Below are 16,016 nucleotides of genomic sequence, written 5' to 3'. Positions count from 1 at the left end.
CCCGGCGCACCCTCGGGGGAGGGAAGGAAACCCGGACCGATGCCCGTATCCGTACCGCGCCAGAGAATCGTCTCTGCTGCGGGGCAAGGCGACACCACCGCCATGGACGCCCACGCCTTGGATGCCACCGCCATGGAAGCCACCGCTGTGACAGACACAGGAACCGGCACAGGCACAGGAACCGACCGCGACCGCACCGATCTCACCCTCCTGGTCGTCGAGGACGACCCGGCGGGTTCCCTCGCCGTGCCCGAACTGCTCGACGCCGCCGGCGCGAGCGGCACCCGGGTCCGCATCCGCACCGCCCGCAACCTCACCGAGGCCGAGCGGCTGCTCACCGACGACGTGCACTGCGTGCTCGTCGACCTCGCGCTGCCCCTGCCCCGGGGCACCGGCGACGGCGACCCGCTCGCCCCGCTGCGGCACATCCTGCGCCTCGCGCCCCGGCACGCCGTCCTCGCCCTGGCCCCCTCCGCCGACGCGGAACTGGCCGCCGAGGCGGTACGCGTCGGGGCCCAGGACCACCTCTTCCGCGAGGAGCTGGACGGCCGGGTGCTGAGCCGCGCCATCCGGTACGCGGTCGAGCGCAAGCGCAACGACGCCGCCAAGGTGAAGCTCGCCGAGTCCCGGCTGCGCGCCCAGGAGAACGCCCGTCTGGAGCGCGGCCTGCTGCCCACCCCGCTCCTGGAGGGCTCCGACCTGCGCTTCGCCGCCAGCTACCGGCCCGGCCGGTCCCGCGCGCTGCTCGGCGGCGACTTCTACGACGTGGTCCGCACCCCGGACGGCACCGTCCACGCCATGATCGGCGACGTCTGCGGCCACGGCCCGGACGAGGCCGCGCTCGGCGTCGAGCTGCGGATCGCCTGGCGCGCGCTGACCTTCGCGGGGCTCTGCGGGGACGAACTGCTCTCCACGCTCCAGCAGGTCCTGGAGCACGAGCGGGAGAGCGACGAGATCTTCGCGACCCTGTGCACGGTCGACATCGCGCCCGACGGGCGCCGGGCCGGGCTCTGCCTCGCCGGGCACCCGGCCCCGCTGGTCGCCCAGCGCGGCGGCGTCGCCCGGCTCCTGCCGTACGAGGACGGCGGCCCGGCCCTGGGCCTGCTGCCGCGCGCCCGCTGGCCGCGCCGGCAGGTCGATCTTGGCGGGGCGTGGAGCCTGCTCCTCTACACCGACGGCCTGATCGAGGGCCGGACGGCGGGCCCCGGCTCGGCGCGGCTCGGGCAGGACGCCATGGTCGAGATGATCAACCGGCAGCTGGTCGCGGGGCTGCGCGGCGAGGCGCTGCTGGAGGCGGCGATGGCGGAGGCGCGGGAGCTGAACGGCGGCGAGCTGACGGACGACGTGGCGCTGCTGGCCCTGGAACGCGACAGGACCCGGGGATAGCGACCCCGGGTCCCGCCTGAACCGTTCGTGTGCCCTGCCGCGGCGACCGCTACCGGCCGCCGTTGTAGGGGCCGTACGGCCCGTCGCTGCTGGAGCCGCCGCGCCGGCCGCCGCCCCCGCCGCCCATGACCTGCTTGAGCGCGGGCCGCACGTCCACCATGAAGACGATGGCGGCGATGAGCCCCGCGATCAGCAGGAAGAGGAAGTCGGGCAGCAGCAGGTTCAGGGCGAGGTTGACGCCGAGCAGGATCAGCCAGAACTTCTTGGTCTGCTTGTCCGCGGCCCGGTAGGCGTCCTCGCGCACCAGCGCCGCGATCACGAACGAGGCGACCGCGAATCCGGTGAAGACCAGGAACATCAGCAGGTTGAGGGTGTTGTCGAACCGGTCCATCAGCATGCTGAACACCGCCTAGGGGGTCATGGGGTACGTACGCCTCGCGGTCAAGGTACCCGTTCCAACGCCCGGGGCCCCGCGCATCGTGCCCGGATCCGCTATTCGGCCTCGGCCGCGGCCTTCTTCGCGGGCGCCTTGCGGGCGGCCGGCTTGCGGGCGGCGGCCTTCTTCGGCGCGGTCTCCCCGGCGGCGGTGTCCTGCGCGGGCACCTCGGCGACGGGCTTCCCGGCCTCGTCGTCCGCCGTCCCGGAAGCGGACTCGGGCTCCGGCTCGACCACGACGGCGATCTCGGTGATCCGCTCGGCGCTCTCGCCGCGCCAGGCGCGGACGGCCTCCTCGCCCTGGGCGGCGACCTCCTCGTACTTCTCGCGCGCCTTCACGGCGTACTCGACGGCCACGCCGACGCCCCGCAGGGCCAGGTCCTGGGCGGTCTCGCCGAGCTTCTTGAGGTCGGTGTCGAGGCCGCCGACGACCTCGGCGACCTTCGCCTGGACGACCGTCTGGGCCTCCTTGGCCCGGTCGGCCACCTTCTCCTGCACGGCCTTGGGGTCGGTGTTCCGGACGGCCTCGAACCGGCCGGGCGCCTCGGCGGCGAGCTGCTCGATCAGGCCGGGCACCTTGCGGGCCTGCCGGACGGCGAGCTCGGCGGTGCCGGCGGCGAAGTAGAGGGGGGTACGCAGTTCGTCGATGATGGCCATGCTGGTGGTCCTCCCGGTGAGGGCGTTCACGCTGACGTACTAGCCGACGGCTTCGGGCTCCGCTCCGGCGGCCCCGGCGGTCTCCGGGGCGGTCTCCGCGGTCTTCTCCGCCGCGTTCACCACGGCGTTCTCCGCCGCGTTCTCCTTGCGGAAGGAGTCGTAGATCTGGAGCAGCACCTGCTTCTGCCGCTCGCTGATCGAGGGATCGGCCAGGATGACGGCGCGCGTCTCCAGCTCCTCCCGGTCCTTCTCGTCGAGGATCCCGGCCCGCACGTAGAGCGTCTCGGCCGAGATCCGCAGCGCCTTGGCGACCTGCTGGAGCACCTCGGCGCTGGGCTTGCGGAGCCCGCGCTCGATCTGGCTGAGGTACGGGTTCGAGACCCCGGCGGCGTCGGCGAGCTGCCGCAGCGAGAGCTGCGCGGTGCGCCGCTGCTCGCGCAGGTACTCGCCGAGGCTGCCGAGATTGCCGACGTTGAGCGAAGCCATGCTCCGTACCCTGCCACCGCTTGCTAACTATTGCAAGCAGATGCTTGCAGAAGTGCTCGCGTGTCGCGGACCCCGCCGGTACGGTGAGGGCGTGAGCACCCGCATCCCCCTCGACGACCTCCGCCGGCTGCGCAAGGCCCGCGACCTGATGGACCGGGAGTACGCGCGTCCGCTGGACGTGGCGGAGCTGGCGCGGACGGCGCTGATGTCGGCCGGGCACTTCGCGCGGAGCTTCCGGAGCGCGTTCGGGGAGACCCCGTACAGCTATCTCATGACGCGGCGGATCGAGCGCGCCAAGGCGCTGCTGCGGCGCGGGGACCTGTCGGTGACGGACGTCTGCATGGAGGTGGGGTGTACGTCGCTGGGGTCGTTCAGCTCGCGCTTCACCCAGTTGGTGGGCGAGACGCCGAGCGCCTACCGGGCCCGCGCGCACGGCGCCGACGCGGCGCTGCCCGCCTGCGTCGCCAAGGTGGCCTCGCGACCGGTCAGGAACGGAGAAGCGCGGCCCGGCGGCGCTCCCTAGCGTGGAGGCCATGGACATCAACCTCTCCCAGAGCTTCATCACCGTCGACGACCACGAGAAGGCGCTCGGCTTCTACCGCGACGCGCTCGGCCTGGAAGTCCGCAAGGACGTGGGCTTCCAGGACATGCGCTGGGTGACCGTCGGGTCGCCGGCGCAGCCGGACGTGTCGGTCGTGCTGGAGTCGCCGCTGGCCGACCCGAGCGCCTCCGAGGGCGACCGCCAGGCGGTCGTCGACCTCATGCGCAAGGGGCTGCTGCGCGCGGCGATCTTCGGTACGGACGACGTGGACGCGGCCTTCGAGCGGATCAGCGCGTCGGGCGCCGAGGTGCTGCGCGAGCCGGTGGACCAGCCGTACGGGGTCCGCGAGTGCGCGTTCCTCGACCCGGCGGGCAACCAGATCGTGTTCCAGCAGCCGCTCGGCTGAACCGGACCCCGGCGGCCCCAGGTCGTCCGTTTCCTGATAATCCACGACGGATCGACCCTCGCTATCCTGGCGGGCATGACCGCCATGAGCCCCCGCCGCAGCGAGCCCGATCTCTCCTACCTCCTCGACCACACCGGTCACGTCCTGCGCACGCGCATGGCGGCGGAGCTGGCGGAGATCGGGCTCACCGCCCGGATGCACTGCGTCCTCGTCCACGCCCTGGAGGAGGAGCGGACCCAGGCGCAGCTGGCCGAGATCGGCGACATGGACAAGACGACGATGGTCGTCACCGTCGACGCCCTGGAGAAGGCGGGGCTGGCCGAGCGGCAGCCCTCCAGCACCGACCGGCGGGCGCGGATCATCGCGGTCACCGAGGCGGGGGCGCGGGTCGCGGAGGAGAGCACGCGGATCGTGGACCGCGTCCACGCGGAGGCGCTGGACTCCCTGCCGGAGGACGAGCGGAAGGTGCTGGTCCGGGCGCTGGGGCGGCTGGCGGAGGGGCACTTGCGGACGCCGGCCGAGGGAGCGGGGACGACGCCCCGGCGGGCGCGGCAGAAGAACTGACGAGAACCGGCACAGCCGAGAGGACCGGCACCCCTACCCCCATCAAGTTCCGTAAAAAATAGTCTGCAACAAAACCATCTGCTAGCGTCTCTCCTGTCGCCTCCACGGACAGGAGAGATCCCCATGCGCGCCCACCCCCGCTCCCTCGCGCTCGCCGTCCTCGCCAGCGCCATGCTCATGACCGTCCTCGACGGCAGCATCGTCACCGTCGCCATGCCCGCCATCCAGGCCGACCTCGGCTTCACCCCGGCGGGCCTCAGCTGGGTCGTCAACGCCTACCTGATCGCCTTCGGCTCGCTCCTCCTGCTCGCGGGGCGCCTCGGCGACCTCGTCGGGCGCAAGCGGATGTTCCTCGCCGGGACCGCGCTCTTCACCGGCGCGTCGCTGCTCGCCGCCGTCGCCGGCTCCCCCGGCGTCCTGATCGCCGCCCGCTTCCTCCAGGGCGCCGGCAGCGCCATGTCGTCCGCCGTCAGCCTCGGCATCCTCGTCACGCTCTTCACCGCACCGCGCGAACGCGCCCGCGCCATCGCCGTGTTCAGCTTCACCGGCGCGGCGGGCGCCTCCCTCGGCCAGGTCCTCGGCGGGCTCCTCACCGACGCCCTCTCCTGGAACTGGATCTTCTTCATCAACCTGCCCATCGGCGCCGCCGCGATCGCCCTCGCCACCCGTGCCCTCCCCGCCGACCGGGGGCTCGGGCTGCGCGCCGGCGCCGACGCCCTCGGCGCGCTCCTCGTCACCGCGGGCCTGATGACCGGCATCTACGCGGTGGTCCGGATCGAGGAGTACGGCCCCGGCTCCGCCCACACCCTGGGCCTCGGCGGCCTCGCCGCCGCCCTGCTCGCCGGCTTCCTGCTCCGCCAGCGCCGCGCCGCCACCCCGCTGATGCCGCCGCGGATCCTGCGCAACCGCACGGTCGCCGGCGCCAACCTGGTCCAGCTCCTCATGGTGGCCGCGCTGTTCGCCTTCCAGGTGCTGGTCGCGCTCTACCTCCAGAAGGTCCAGGGGTACGGCGCCACCGCCACCGGCATCGCGATGCTGCCCGCCGCCCTGGCGATCGGCGCCGTCTCGCTCGGCGTCGCGGCCCGGCTCATCACCCGCTTCGGCGAGCGCGCCGTGCTGCTCGCGGGCCTCACCCTGCTGCTCGGCGTGCTCGGCCTGCTCACCCGGGTCCCCGTGCACGCCTCGTACGCGGTCGACCTGCTCCCGGTGATGCTGCTCGCGGCCGGCTTCGGCCTGGCGCTCCCGGCCCTCACCGCGCTCGGCATGTCGGGCGCCGACGAGGCCGACGCGGGGCTGGCGTCCGGGCTCTTCAACACCACGCAGCAGATCGGCATGGCGCTCGGCGTCGCCGTCCTCACCACCCTGGCCGCCGCCCGCACCGAAGCCCTCGGCGCGGCCGGACGGACCACGGCCGAGGCCCTGACCGGCGGCTACCGGCTCGCCTTCGGCGTGGGGGCGGGGCTGCTGGCCGCCGCCCTCGCGGTCGCCGCGACCCTGCTCCGTACGAAGAAGACGGCCCCCGCAGCCGAGGTCGTCACCGCCGCCTGACGGTCACCGCCGCCTGACGGCGGTTCAGGACGCGCGGCCCTCCACGAGGGCCGCGACGCCGTCCAGGATCCGGGCCAGACCGAAGCGGAACTCGTCGTCGGGGCCGTCCGCGTGGTCCATGACCCCGGACTCGATCACCTGCGCCACCTTCGGGTAGACGGCGGGGTCGACCAGCCGCCGCAGGGTGCTGCTGTACCGGCGCATGGCCTCCTCGGGGCCCTCCCCGCTCGCCTCCACCGCCTCCGCCAGCTCGACGGCGAGCAGCGCGTCGTTCTTCACGAAGCCGCCCAGCAGCATGACCACACCGAGCTTGGCGCCCTCGTCCAGGCCCGTGCCGTCGAGGGCCAGCAGCGCCTTCTCCCACCAGGCGACCGCGTGCGGCGTCGCGGGCGGGCCCGAGACGGGAATCCGCAGCAGCCACAGGTGGCGCAGATAGACCTCGCGCATCGCCCAGGCCCAGCGCTCCAGCCCCTCCCGCCAGCCGACGCCCGCGTCGAACAGCGCGGGCGGGGCTCCCGTCGCCGCCTCCTGCATCAGCACGTACAGCTCCTGCTTGGCGGAGACGTGCCGGTAGAGCGACATGGTCGAGACGCCCAGCTCCTTCGCGACCCGGCCCATCGAGACGGCGGCCAGGCCCTCCGCGGAGGCGAGTTCCACGGCCGCGGCGACGATCCGGGCCTGGCTGAGCCCCGGCTTCGGCCCCTTGGTGGGGCGCTCGCGCAGCCCCCAGACGGCCTCGACCGAAGGCGGCAGGAACGACCCGCCCCCGTCCGGGGACACGTGCCCGCCCTTGTCGCCCGCCATCCGCGCCGCCTCCTGAGCTCGCTCGCTTGACGCCCATCCTAGTAATGCGTAACCCTTACGCAGTAACGCGTATGGCATACGCAGTACGCCGCGAGCGCGGCAGAAGGAGACCGCCATGCCTCCCGCCATCGAGACCACCGCTCTCACCAAGACCTACGGCACCGTCCGCGTCGTCGACGCCCTCGACCTGCGCGTCGAGGCCGGCACCGTCTTCGCCCTCCTCGGGCCCAACGGCGCCGGAAAGACCACCACCGTCCGGATCCTCGCCACCCTCACCGCCCCCGACGGCGGCCACGCGCGCGTGGCGGGCCACGACGTCGTCACCGCCCGCCGCGCCGTCCGCCGCGCCATCAGCCTCACCGGCCAGTACGCGGCCGTCGACGAGACCCTGACCGGCGCCGAGAACCTCCGCCTCACCGCCCGGCTCTCCGGCCTCTCCCGCACCGCCGCCGCCCGCCGCGCCGACGAACTCCTCGAACGCTTCCGGCTCACCGACGCCCGCGACCGCCGGGCCGGGACGTACTCCGGAGGCATGCGCCGCCGCCTCGACCTCGCCGCCGGACTCGTCCGCGACCCCGGCACCGTCCAGGTCGTCTTCCTCGACGAACCCACCACCGGCCTCGACCCGCGCAGCCGGCAGGAGCTCTGGGACGTCGTCCGCGAGCTGTCCGCCCACGGCACCACCGTCTTCCTCACCACCCAGTACCTGGAGGAGGCCGACCGGCTCGCCCACCGCATCACCGTCCTCGGCGCCGGCCGCACCCTCGCCGAAGGCACCCCCGGAGAACTGAAGAACCGTTACGCGCGCCACCGCCTCGACGTCGTCGCCCGCGACCGCGACGCCTACCTGCGGCTCACCCCGCACGCCACCGCCCACACCCCCGAGACCCTCACCCTCGGCGTCCCCACCGACGGCAGCGCCGCCCACGTCCGCGCCCTGCTCGACACCCTCGACCCGCACCGCACCGACATCGAGCGCTTCGCCCTGCACAGCGCGACCCTCGACGACGTCTTCCTCCACCTCACCGGCGGCACCAAGGAGCCCAGCCATGTCTGACCGGACCGCGGGACCCCTCGCCACCACCACCGCCCTCGCCGGGCGCGGCCTCCTCCTCAGCCGGCGCAACCTCGACGCCGTCCTGACCTCGCTGATGCTGCCGGTGCTGCTGATGCTGGTCTTCGTCTACTTCTTCGGCGGGGCCATCGACACCGGACACGAGCGGTACGTCACCTACGTCGTCCCCGGCGTCCTCGTCCTGTGCGCCGGCTTCGGCGCCGCCGGCACCGCCGTCTCCGTCAGCGACGACATGCGGCGCGGCACCGTCGACCGGCTCCGCACCCTCGACGTCGGCGCCGTCCCCTTCCTCACCGGCCACGTCGTCGCCACCGTCGCCCGCAACCTGCTGGCCACCGCGCTCGTCCTCGGCGTCGCCGCCCTCATCGGCTTCCGCCCCGCCGCCACCCCCGCCGGCTGGCTCGCCGCGGTCGCGCTGATCGTCGCCTACCTGACCGTCGTCTCCTGGCTCTCCGCCGCCGCCGGCCTCGTCACCCGCACCCCCGAAGCGGCCGGCGCCGTCACCTTCCTCATGATGTTCGTGCCCTACCCGAGCAGCGCGTTCGTCCCCATCGACACCATGCCCGGCTGGCTGCACGGCTTCGCCGAGCACCAGCCCGTCACCCCGCTCATCGAGACCCTGCGCGGCCTGCTCCTCGACCAGCCGGTCGGCGACGCGCCCTGGACCGCCCTCGCCTGGCTCGGCGGCCTGCTGCTCCTCGCCGTCGCCGCCTCCGGCACCCTCTTCCGCCTCCGCACCCGCTGACCCCGGGACGGGCGCGGCCGGGCGCGGGTCAGAAGATGTCCGGCGAGAACGCCCGCAGCGGAGCACGGAACAACAGCTCCGCCCGGGCCGCCGCACCCGGCACCGCCTCCTCGGCCAGCCCCAGCGACGCCAGCCGCACCGCCGACGCGTCGCCCAGGACCAGTCGGGCCAGCACGGCCACGTCCAGCACCAGATCGGCCGACGCGGTCGTCCGGGTGCAGCGCGCCCCCTTCGGCGACGCGTCCAGCAGATACCGCCCCTCCGCGTACCCGGCCGCGTCCCGCACCTCCAGGACCAGCCCGTCCGTCACCGGATAAGTCCGCTCCTCCAGCACCCGCACCACGTCCAGGACCCGCAGCCACAGCATGTCCGCGTGCGACACCGTCCGGGCCGCCCGCGGGTCCGGCAGCAGCAGCGGCAGCGGGTCGTCCGGCGCCCGGTACCCCGACCGCACGGCCATCACCCAGTCCACCGAGCAGACGAACCGCCACAGCGCGTGCTCCGCCGCCGGCGTCGCCGCGACCAGGTCCCGCACCGTCAGCGTCGTCTCCGGCTGCTTGGCGTCGCCCCACTTGTCGTCGCAGCGGTACGACACGTATCCCTCGGGCTCGCCCGACGCCGCGCGGTACACCGCGTAGTACGGCTCCGTCCACGGCTCCAGGTGGTGCCCGAGGCCCGTGGCCACCTCCCAGTTCCGCGCCGTCCGGTCCGTCACCCCGGCCCGCGCGCCCGCGAGCCGCCGGTGCAGCGCCGGCCCGATCCGGCGGACCTCCGGCCCGTCGCACAGGTCGATCCGGCCGCCGTCCTCCGGCCGGCCGCTGCGCCGCGGATCGAGCCCCGCCCGGCGCAGGTCCACGCTCCACTCGGTGGTCCAGCTCGCCGGACCGAAGCCGTACCGGCCGTAGATCGGGTACTCGGCCGCGATCAGCGTCGCCACCGCGTCGCCGCGCTCCCGGGCCGCGTCGAGGTCCAGCGCCATCAGCCGGCTCAGCAGCCCGCGCCGCCGGTGCGTCGGCGCCACCGTCACCTGCGTGACCGCGTCCGCCGCGAGGCTCCCGCCGCCGACCGTGCTCAGCCGCTGCCCGAAGGAACGGAAGGTCGCGACGACCCGGCCGTCCTCCACCGCGGCCCGCGTCCGGTCCAGGTCGACGTGGGCGATCCGGTCGGCCACCAGCTCATCGGGGACGACCGGCTCGTTCAGGAACCCCGTCCGCAGGGCCCGCAGCCAGTCGGGGAACTCGGACTCCGTCACCGTGCGCAGTTCGACAGCCATCCCCCGACCCTACGCACGGCCGCCCGCCTCCGGCGCGCGAATTTCCGGCCCCTCAGGCCCCTCAGGCCAGCAGGTCGTCGACCTGCGCCTCGCCCTCCCGGTAGCGGCGGGCGATCTCCGCGCCGCAGTCGTCGGCCGTCCGCTGCAGCGCCTGCCGGCGCTGCGAGATCTGCTGCTCGTAACCGGCGAGCCGCCCCATCGCGGTGTGCAGCTCCTCGTCCGTCCGGGCCGTCAGGTCCGACAGCTCGACCTCCGACAGCATCTCGGCGGCCAGCCGCCGGTACTCCTCCCCGCGCGGCGTCGACAGCGTCACGTGCCGGGCTGAACTGCGGTGCCGCGACGGCACGTCCGCCAGGATCTCCGACAGCCGGTCCAGGACCGGCGCCTCCGGGTCCGTCCGGCGCGCCAGCTCCGCCCGCAGGATGTCGATCCGCCCCTGGAGCATCCGCCGCACGTAGCTGAGATCGGCCTCGTCGCTCTGCGCGTCCCGGCGCAGGGCCCGCAGTTCGGACAGGCGCAGCCCGCCGAGGTCGTGACCCGGGCGGCCGGACGGCGGCTCGGCGGTCCGCTGCACGGGTGGCCGGGCGACCGGCCCGCCGGGCACCGCACCCGCGGAGCGGATCAGCGGTACGGGGCCGGACGGCGTCGGCCCGGTGCTGGAAGCACTCATGAGAATCGTCCCCTCGACCGGTGCGGAGCCGCACCGCCTCCTGGCATGGTGCCACTCCCGCACGCGCGCGTGCAGGCGCTCTGCACCCGTTCGGCCCCCAGAAATCCCCGATCGGTAGGTTGGGGCGCATGCGAGCTGTGGTGCAGAGAGTGGACGGCGCGAAGGTCGTCGTCGCAGGGGAGACGGTCGGCGAGATCACCGGCGAGGGCCTGTGCGTGCTGGTGGGCGTCACCCACGACGACACCCCCGAGAAGGCCGCCCAATTGGCCAGAAAACTCTGGTCCGTCCGGGTATTGGAGGACGAGAAGTCGTGCTCCGACGTGAACGCGCCGCTGCTGGTGATCTCCCAGTTCACGCTCTACGGCGACGCCCGCAAGGGCCGCCGCCCCACGTGGAACGCCGCCGCGCCCGGCCCCGTCGCCGAACCCCTCGTGGACGAGGTCGTCGCCCAGCTGCGGAAGCTCGGCGCGCACGTGGAGACGGGCCGCTTCGGGGCCGACATGCGCGTCGGCCTCACGAACCACGGCCCGTTCACGGTCCTGCTGGAGGTCTGACCCCCGCGTCCTAGGGTTCGACGACGGTCTCCTGCGCGGCGGCCGTCGTCCCCGCCACCAGCGGCGCGTCCACCGGCACGTTCCGCTTCACCAGGCCCAGGGCGATCGGCCCCAGCTCGTGGTGGCGGACCGCGGTCGTCACGAACCCGATCTGCCGCCCGTCCGGACCGTCCGCGGCGAGCCGCAGCGGCGTGCCGTGCGCCGGCAGCGTCACCTCGCTGCCGTCCAGGTGCAGGAAGACCAGCCGGCGCGGCGGCTTCCCCAGGTTGTGCACCCGGGCGACCGTCTCCTGCCCCCGGTAGCAGCCCTTCTGGAGGTGGACGGCCGTGCCGATGAGCCCGATCTCGTGCGGGATGGTCCGGTGGTCGGTCTCGAAGCCGAGCCGCGGCCGGTGACCCTCCACCCGCAGCGCCTCGTACGCCAGCACCCCGGCGGCCGGCCCGTGCGCGGCGGCGAAGGACTCCAGCCCGGCGCGCGGCAGGAACAGGTCGCGCCCGTGCGCCGTCTCCCGTACGACGACGCCCTCGGGGGTCTCCGCGGTGGAGCCGGCCGGCAGGTGCACGACCGCGTACTCCTCCGTGCGGTCGGCGACCTCCACCCGGTAGAAGAACTTCATCGACTCCAGGTACGCGATCAGCGCGTCCTGCGTGCCCGGCTCGACGTGCGCCCACACCGTCTCGCCGTCGTCGACGAGCGACAGGGCGTGCTCGATGTGCCCGTTCGCGGAGAGGATCAGCGCCTCGGTGGCCTGCCCGGCCGGCAGTTCGCTGACGTGCTGGGTGAGCAGCAGGTGCAGCCAGCTCAGCCGGTCGTCGCCGCTGACGGTGACGACACCGCGGTGGGAGAGGTCGACGAACCCCGACCCGTCGGCGAGCGCGCGCTGCTCGCGGAACAGATCGCCGTAGTGGGCGGCGACGCCTTCGTCGCGGCCTTCGGCCGCTACGGCGCCCGGCAGGGACAGCAGGGAGCTCTTCATGGGAAAAGCCTACGACTCCGCGGCGGTCGCCTTCCGCGAGCAGTCCCCGCACCGGCCGAAGATCGCGAAGTGCTTCATGTCGGTCTCGAAACCGAAGGTGTCGCGGAGCTTCCCGGTGAACTCGGCGGCCACCTCGACGTCCGCCTCGATGACTCCGGAGCAGTCCCGGCACACCAGGTGCAGGTGGTGGTGCCGGTCCGCGAGGTGGTACGTCGGCGCCCCGTGCCCGAGGTGCGCGTGGCTGACCAGCCCGAGCTCCTCCAGGAGCTCCAGGGTCCGGTAGACGGTGGAGATGTTCACCCCGGAGGCGGTCTTCCGCACCTCGGCGAGGATGTCGTCGGGGGTGGCGTGCTCCAGCACGTCCACCGCCTCCAGCACGAGCTGACGCTGCGGCGTCAGCCGGTAGCCGCGCTGCCGCAGGTCGCTCTTCCAGTCGGTGCTCACCACGCCCCCCAGTGTAGGAGGGCGCGGCGTCGCACCGGCGGTCCTACTTGAAGAAGGCGATGCCGTCGTCCGGCATGTCCGGGAGGTTGCGGGCCATCTCGGCGACCTCTTCCGGGGTGACGACCTTCTTGAGGTGCGCGGACATGTAGGGGCGGAGCGGGACCTCGGGGGTCGCCTTCTCGCCGACCCACATGAGGTCGCTCTTCACGTAGCCGTAGAGGCGCTTGCCGCCGGTGTACGGGCCGGAGGCGGCGGTGCGGGCCACCGCGTCGGTGGCCAGGTCGATCTGCGGCTTCTGGTCGGCGAGCTCGCCGTACCAGACCTCGACGACGCCGTCGTCGCGGACCATCACGACCTCGACCTTGCGGTCCTTGTCGATGCGCCAGAAGCCGCTCTCGCTCTCCAGCGGGCGGACCTTGTTGCCGTCCTGGTCGAGGACCCAGGAGTGCGAGTGGTACTCCAGGAAGTCCCGGCCGTCGTGGCTGAAGGTCACCGACTGGCCGAAGTTGCACTTCTCGGCGCCCGGGAAGTCGGACACGCCGGCGCCCTCCCACGTCCCGAGGAGGAACGCGAGCGGGACGAGGTCCGGGTTGAGGTCGGACGGGATCTGGATCATGAGCGACTCAGACGATCTGTGAAGGGGGACCGGTGGAGGAGGACGGACCTGGAGGTCAGCGCTGGCCCTGGTACAGCTTCTTCACGGTCAGACCGGCGAAGGCGAGCACGCCGACGGCGACCAGGACCAGCAGGGTCTCGAAGAAAATGATCACGGGGTGCTCCTCGGCTGTGCGGTGAAGGCGGAACGGGCCGGACCCCAGCTTAGTGGGCGGGGGTCCGGCCCACTCGGTGAGGTGGGTCTCCGCGCGGCCGGGTCAGCCGAGCAGCTGGTTCTGGAGCGTCACCGTCTGCTGGAAGGGGACGGCGAGCGCCTCGCCGGCCCGGACCTGGGTCACCACGGCCACGATGTCACCGGTCTGGAGGTACGCCCAGCGGGTCTGCTCGGGACCGTACGGCTTCTTCTCCCGGAAGCCGTAGAGCGTCGTGTCCGGCACGTCGACGACCGAGGCGTAGTCCTCCGGCACCACGCCCTCGACTCCCTCGGGCAGCACCGCCGGGACGGAGGTCGCGCCCGCGTCCAGGGCGTCGTCCTTGAACGCCTCCGCGTACGCCACCGAGCCGAACCGCAGCAGGTGCACGGTGCTGCGGGTGCCGTCGGGCATGGTCCAGGCCCGGGCCGCGATGTGCCGGAGCGTGGAGTCGGCGAGCGCCGTCCGCAGCTCGGCCCGGTCCTCCTCGCCGTACAGGGCGAGGAAGGACTCGGTCGTCACCCAGGTGCCGTCGGTCTTCGGGTCGACCTTCGCGCCGGCCGGGGCCGGCAGCACGAGCCGGCGCGCGTCCGCGTAGTGGATCTCGCCGTCGTTGCCGTCGGTGAAGGGCCGCGGCTTGCCCTCCGGCAGCGCCGGGAGGCTCAGCTTCGGGTACTCCCAGCGGCCGTCGCTCTCGGTCGCGAGCCCCGGCACCTCGTGGCGCTCCAGCGAGGTGATCCAGGCGGCGGTGCCGGCGCCCGCGCCGGCGAAGACCACCACGGCGGCGGTCCACCGCGCGACGGCGGCGAGCACCCGGCGCGACCGCCGGGGCCCGGCGGCCGCGGCCGGCGGCGCCTCCTCGACGACGGCCCCGGCGGCACCGGTCTCGACGGCGGTCTCGACGACGGTCTCGGCGGCCCCGGGCGCCGTCCCGGCGGCCGGATCCGATGCGGTCACGCTCATACGTACTCCCCCGGGGACTGGATGTGGTCGAGCTGCTTCTTCACGAGCTCCGCGACCTCGGACTTCTCGAAGGGGACCGCGCCGAACGCGACGACGGAGACCATGAGCTCGGAGTCGTACGCGGAGCAGGACATGCCCCGCAGCGCGTTCTCCCGCTTCTCCTTGTCCTCCTCGGACTCCCCCTCGATCCGGTCCTGCGGGTCCTCCAGGAGGAAGCAGGAGGAGTTGCGGTGGTCCTTGATCTTCGGACCCTTGGGGAACTCCAGGAACTCGGCGAGCTCCCGCTTCCACTGGTACAGGTCGTGGATGCTGCGCTTGTCCTTCATGCGCACGATCTGGATCTCGACGACGAGGTGGTTGTCGTACGAGGTGAAGGACCGCATGCCCACGCCCTGCACGCCCAGCTTGTCGATGCGCTTCTCGTAGGCGCGGCGCTTCTTGCCGGAGAGCCCGCGGGCCTCGCTCTTCAGCAGGGCGGCGGCCTCCCGGCCGGTCAGCTCGGCGTCACTGCCGTACGCCTCGATGTCGGGGCCCAGCCGGTAGCCCGTGGGGACGGGCAGCAGCAGCTTGCTCATGGGGGTGTCGGCGCGGCCGCGGGTGATCGCGGTCTGCGCCGGGTCCGCGGACGTCGCCTTCGGGTCCGGCGCCTGCCAGCCGACGGTCTCGGCCGTGCGGTCGGCGTTCGCCACGGTGACGGCGGTGTACCCGATGCCGCCGCCGGCCGCCCCCAGGACGAGGACGGCGGGCAGGACGACTCCGAGCAGGATCCGCCCGATCCGCTTCCCGCGGGCGGGCGGCGCCTCCCCGGCCGGCGGCTCGGCGGGCGTCTCCACGACGGCAGGCGACTCGGCGGCGGGCTGCGCCTCGGGGGTCTCGTGCTCGCTCACAGGCGCTCCAGCTGCTTCTCGGCCAGCTTGCGGATGTCGTTCTTGCTGATCTTCTTCGTGTCGAAGATGTCGATCTCGGCCATCACGTCGCCGCGCTGGAAGATCGCCCGGGCCCGGTACAGGTCGAGGTAACCGGCCTCCCGGTGCGCCGGGTAGACGTAGTAGCGGCCGTTGCCGCTGCCCTTGATCGCGTCGCCCAGGTTGTCCGCGTGCTCCTCCCCGTCCATGTAGGAGAGCTGGTCCTCGGCGTGGTCCACGGCGCCGAGCTCGCCGCTGGGGGCGAACTGGACGAGGCGGATGATCGTGGTGCGGTTCTCGCCCGACTCCCAGCTGCGGAAGGCGATCCGCCGCATCCGGCTCTCGCCGAGGAAGGTGAGCATCCAGCTCTCGTCCTTGAAGTCCCGCGCGTACGAGGCGATGTCGTACCAGCCGTCGCGCGGCCCGAACTCGTTGTCGCGGGCCCCGGCCGGGCGGGGGACGAGCAGCTTGCGCAGGTCGCCGTCCGTCTTCGCCAGGGCGTCCTCGGCGGCGGGCAGCGGATCGGGTTCCTCGCCCTTCGGGAGCGGCTTCGCGGGATAGGCGAGGCCCGGCTGGTTGAGGGCCGGGAGCGGCGTCGGCTCGCGCTGGGCCTGGACGCCGTAGCCGACGGCCGTTCCGCCGATGACGCCGAGCACGGCGGCGACGGCGATCAGTGCGAGCGTGCGGGCGGTGCGGCGGCGGCGCGGGGCCGGCCGGGCGGGCGGTTCCGGGCCGGGATCCGGTGCGGGCACCGGGGCGGTCTGAGCGGTTTCGGCCG

At 73.5% G+C, this 16,016-nt stretch carries 20 protein-coding genes; 8 read left to right on the top strand and 12 right to left on the bottom strand.

All coding sequences use genetic code 11. The features are described from left to right. The first annotated feature begins 39 nt into the window (after positions 1-39). Positions 40-1,386 carry a PP2C family protein-serine/threonine phosphatase gene (locus ACFVQZ_RS06480; RefSeq protein ID WP_383620096.1) on the top strand — a complete coding sequence of 449 codons (1,347 nt, stop codon included), beginning with the start codon at positions 40-42 and terminating at the stop codon, positions 1,384-1,386. Between the two features lie 49 nt (positions 1,387-1,435). Here ACFVQZ_RS06480 and ACFVQZ_RS06475 read toward each other — a convergent pair whose 3' ends face one another. From ACFVQZ_RS06475 to ACFVQZ_RS06465, 3 genes are all read right to left on the bottom strand, one after another. Further along, the gene (locus tag ACFVQZ_RS06475) at positions 1,436-1,783 is read right to left on the bottom strand and encodes a DUF2516 family protein (protein ID WP_030495551.1); all 348 of its coding nucleotides are present in this window, start codon (positions 1,781-1,783) and stop codon (positions 1,436-1,438) included. Between the two features lie 95 nt (positions 1,784-1,878). Beyond that, positions 1,879-2,478: a hypothetical protein gene (locus ACFVQZ_RS06470; protein WP_383620093.1), complete on the bottom strand. Its 600-nt coding sequence runs from the start codon at positions 2,476-2,478 to the stop codon at positions 1,879-1,881. A gap of 39 nt (positions 2,479-2,517) precedes the next feature. Continuing rightward, positions 2,518-2,964: a helix-turn-helix domain-containing protein gene (locus ACFVQZ_RS06465; RefSeq protein ID WP_383620091.1), complete on the bottom strand. Its 447-nt coding sequence runs from the start codon at positions 2,962-2,964 to the stop codon at positions 2,518-2,520. A gap of 103 nt (positions 2,965-3,067) precedes the next feature. Here ACFVQZ_RS06465 and ACFVQZ_RS06460 point away from each other — a divergent pair, with 103 nt between their 5' ends. From ACFVQZ_RS06460 to ACFVQZ_RS06445, 4 genes are all read left to right on the top strand, one after another. After that, on the top strand, positions 3,068-3,487 hold the full coding sequence (locus ACFVQZ_RS06460) for a helix-turn-helix transcriptional regulator (protein ID WP_030495548.1): 420 nt from the start codon (positions 3,068-3,070) through the stop codon (positions 3,485-3,487). Positions 3,488-3,497: 10 nt separating this feature from the next. After that, the gene (locus tag ACFVQZ_RS06455; RefSeq protein ID WP_383620090.1) at positions 3,498-3,911 is read left to right on the top strand and encodes a VOC family protein; all 414 of its coding nucleotides are present in this window, start codon (positions 3,498-3,500) and stop codon (positions 3,909-3,911) included. A 75-nt stretch (positions 3,912-3,986) separates the two neighbouring features. Continuing rightward, the gene (locus ACFVQZ_RS06450; RefSeq protein ID WP_383620088.1) at positions 3,987-4,475 is read left to right on the top strand and encodes a MarR family winged helix-turn-helix transcriptional regulator; all 489 of its coding nucleotides are present in this window, start codon (positions 3,987-3,989) and stop codon (positions 4,473-4,475) included. Positions 4,476-4,598: 123 nt separating this feature from the next. Then, positions 4,599-6,023 (top strand): MFS transporter, encoded by a 1,425-nt coding sequence (locus ACFVQZ_RS06445; protein ID WP_383620086.1) that lies wholly within the window; start codon positions 4,599-4,601, stop codon positions 6,021-6,023. Between the two features lie 24 nt (positions 6,024-6,047). Here ACFVQZ_RS06445 and ACFVQZ_RS06440 read toward each other — a convergent pair whose 3' ends face one another. Then, the gene (locus ACFVQZ_RS06440; RefSeq protein WP_051787967.1) at positions 6,048-6,827 is read right to left on the bottom strand and encodes a TetR/AcrR family transcriptional regulator; all 780 of its coding nucleotides are present in this window, start codon (positions 6,825-6,827) and stop codon (positions 6,048-6,050) included. A 115-nt stretch (positions 6,828-6,942) separates the two neighbouring features. Here ACFVQZ_RS06440 and ACFVQZ_RS06435 point away from each other — a divergent pair, with 115 nt between their 5' ends. Continuing rightward, the gene (locus tag ACFVQZ_RS06435; protein WP_030495543.1) at positions 6,943-7,884 is read left to right on the top strand and encodes a daunorubicin resistance protein DrrA family ABC transporter ATP-binding protein; all 942 of its coding nucleotides are present in this window, start codon (positions 6,943-6,945) and stop codon (positions 7,882-7,884) included. Continuing rightward, positions 7,877-8,647: an ABC transporter permease gene (locus ACFVQZ_RS06430; protein ID WP_030495542.1), complete on the top strand. Its 771-nt coding sequence runs from the start codon at positions 7,877-7,879 to the stop codon at positions 8,645-8,647. Before ACFVQZ_RS06435 ends, ACFVQZ_RS06430 begins: the two co-directional genes overlap by 8 nt. Before the next feature lie 28 nt (positions 8,648-8,675). Here the strand turns inward: ACFVQZ_RS06430 and ACFVQZ_RS06425 are convergent, their stop codons facing one another. After that, a complete protein-coding gene (locus ACFVQZ_RS06425; protein ID WP_383620083.1) occupies positions 8,676-9,920 on the bottom strand; it encodes a GNAT family N-acetyltransferase in 1,245 nt (414 codons plus the stop codon). A gap of 61 nt (positions 9,921-9,981) precedes the next feature. Beyond that, positions 9,982-10,590 carry a hypothetical protein gene (locus ACFVQZ_RS06420; RefSeq protein ID WP_030495540.1) on the bottom strand — a complete coding sequence of 203 codons (609 nt, stop codon included), beginning with the start codon at positions 10,588-10,590 and terminating at the stop codon, positions 9,982-9,984. Between the two features lie 128 nt (positions 10,591-10,718). On the opposite strand from ACFVQZ_RS06420, the gene dtd reads away from it, so the two are divergent. Then, positions 10,719-11,144 (top strand): D-aminoacyl-tRNA deacylase, encoded by a 426-nt coding sequence (gene dtd / locus ACFVQZ_RS06415; RefSeq protein WP_030495539.1) that lies wholly within the window; start codon positions 10,719-10,721, stop codon positions 11,142-11,144. 10 nt (positions 11,145-11,154) lie between these two features. Here dtd and ACFVQZ_RS06410 read toward each other — a convergent pair whose 3' ends face one another. The 6 genes from ACFVQZ_RS06410 to ACFVQZ_RS06385 all read right to left on the bottom strand — a co-directional run bounded on the left by ACFVQZ_RS06410 (position 11,155) and on the right by ACFVQZ_RS06385 (position 15,990). After that, the gene (locus tag ACFVQZ_RS06410; protein ID WP_030495538.1) at positions 11,155-12,120 is read right to left on the bottom strand and encodes a folate-binding protein YgfZ; all 966 of its coding nucleotides are present in this window, start codon (positions 12,118-12,120) and stop codon (positions 11,155-11,157) included. 9 nt (positions 12,121-12,129) lie between these two features. Next, positions 12,130-12,567 (bottom strand): Fur family transcriptional regulator, encoded by a 438-nt coding sequence (locus ACFVQZ_RS06405; protein ID WP_030495537.1) that lies wholly within the window; start codon positions 12,565-12,567, stop codon positions 12,130-12,132. A 40-nt stretch (positions 12,568-12,607) separates the two neighbouring features. Continuing rightward, positions 12,608-13,180 carry an FABP family protein gene (locus tag ACFVQZ_RS06400; protein ID WP_030495536.1) on the bottom strand — a complete coding sequence of 191 codons (573 nt, stop codon included), beginning with the start codon at positions 13,178-13,180 and terminating at the stop codon, positions 12,608-12,610. A gap of 256 nt (positions 13,181-13,436) precedes the next feature. Next, on the bottom strand, positions 13,437-14,333 hold the full coding sequence (locus tag ACFVQZ_RS06395) for a hypothetical protein (protein ID WP_383620078.1): 897 nt from the start codon (positions 14,331-14,333) through the stop codon (positions 13,437-13,439). Then, on the bottom strand, positions 14,330-15,220 hold the full coding sequence (locus ACFVQZ_RS06390; protein WP_321192878.1) for a hypothetical protein: 891 nt from the start codon (positions 15,218-15,220) through the stop codon (positions 14,330-14,332). Before ACFVQZ_RS06390 ends, ACFVQZ_RS06395 begins: the two co-directional genes overlap by 4 nt. Further along, entirely contained in the window at positions 15,217-15,990 is a 774-nt protein-coding gene (locus ACFVQZ_RS06385; protein ID WP_030495532.1) for a hypothetical protein, read from the bottom strand. Before ACFVQZ_RS06385 ends, ACFVQZ_RS06390 begins: the two co-directional genes overlap by 4 nt. Positions 15,991-16,016: the final 26 nt, after the last annotated feature.

Source organism: Streptomyces sp. NPDC057854 (assembly GCF_042797055.1).
Taxonomy (GTDB): Bacteria; Actinomycetota; Actinomycetes; order Streptomycetales; family Streptomycetaceae; genus Streptomyces.
Note: the sequence above shows the minus strand (reverse complement) of the source record. Positions and strands in the feature narration are given on the sequence as shown.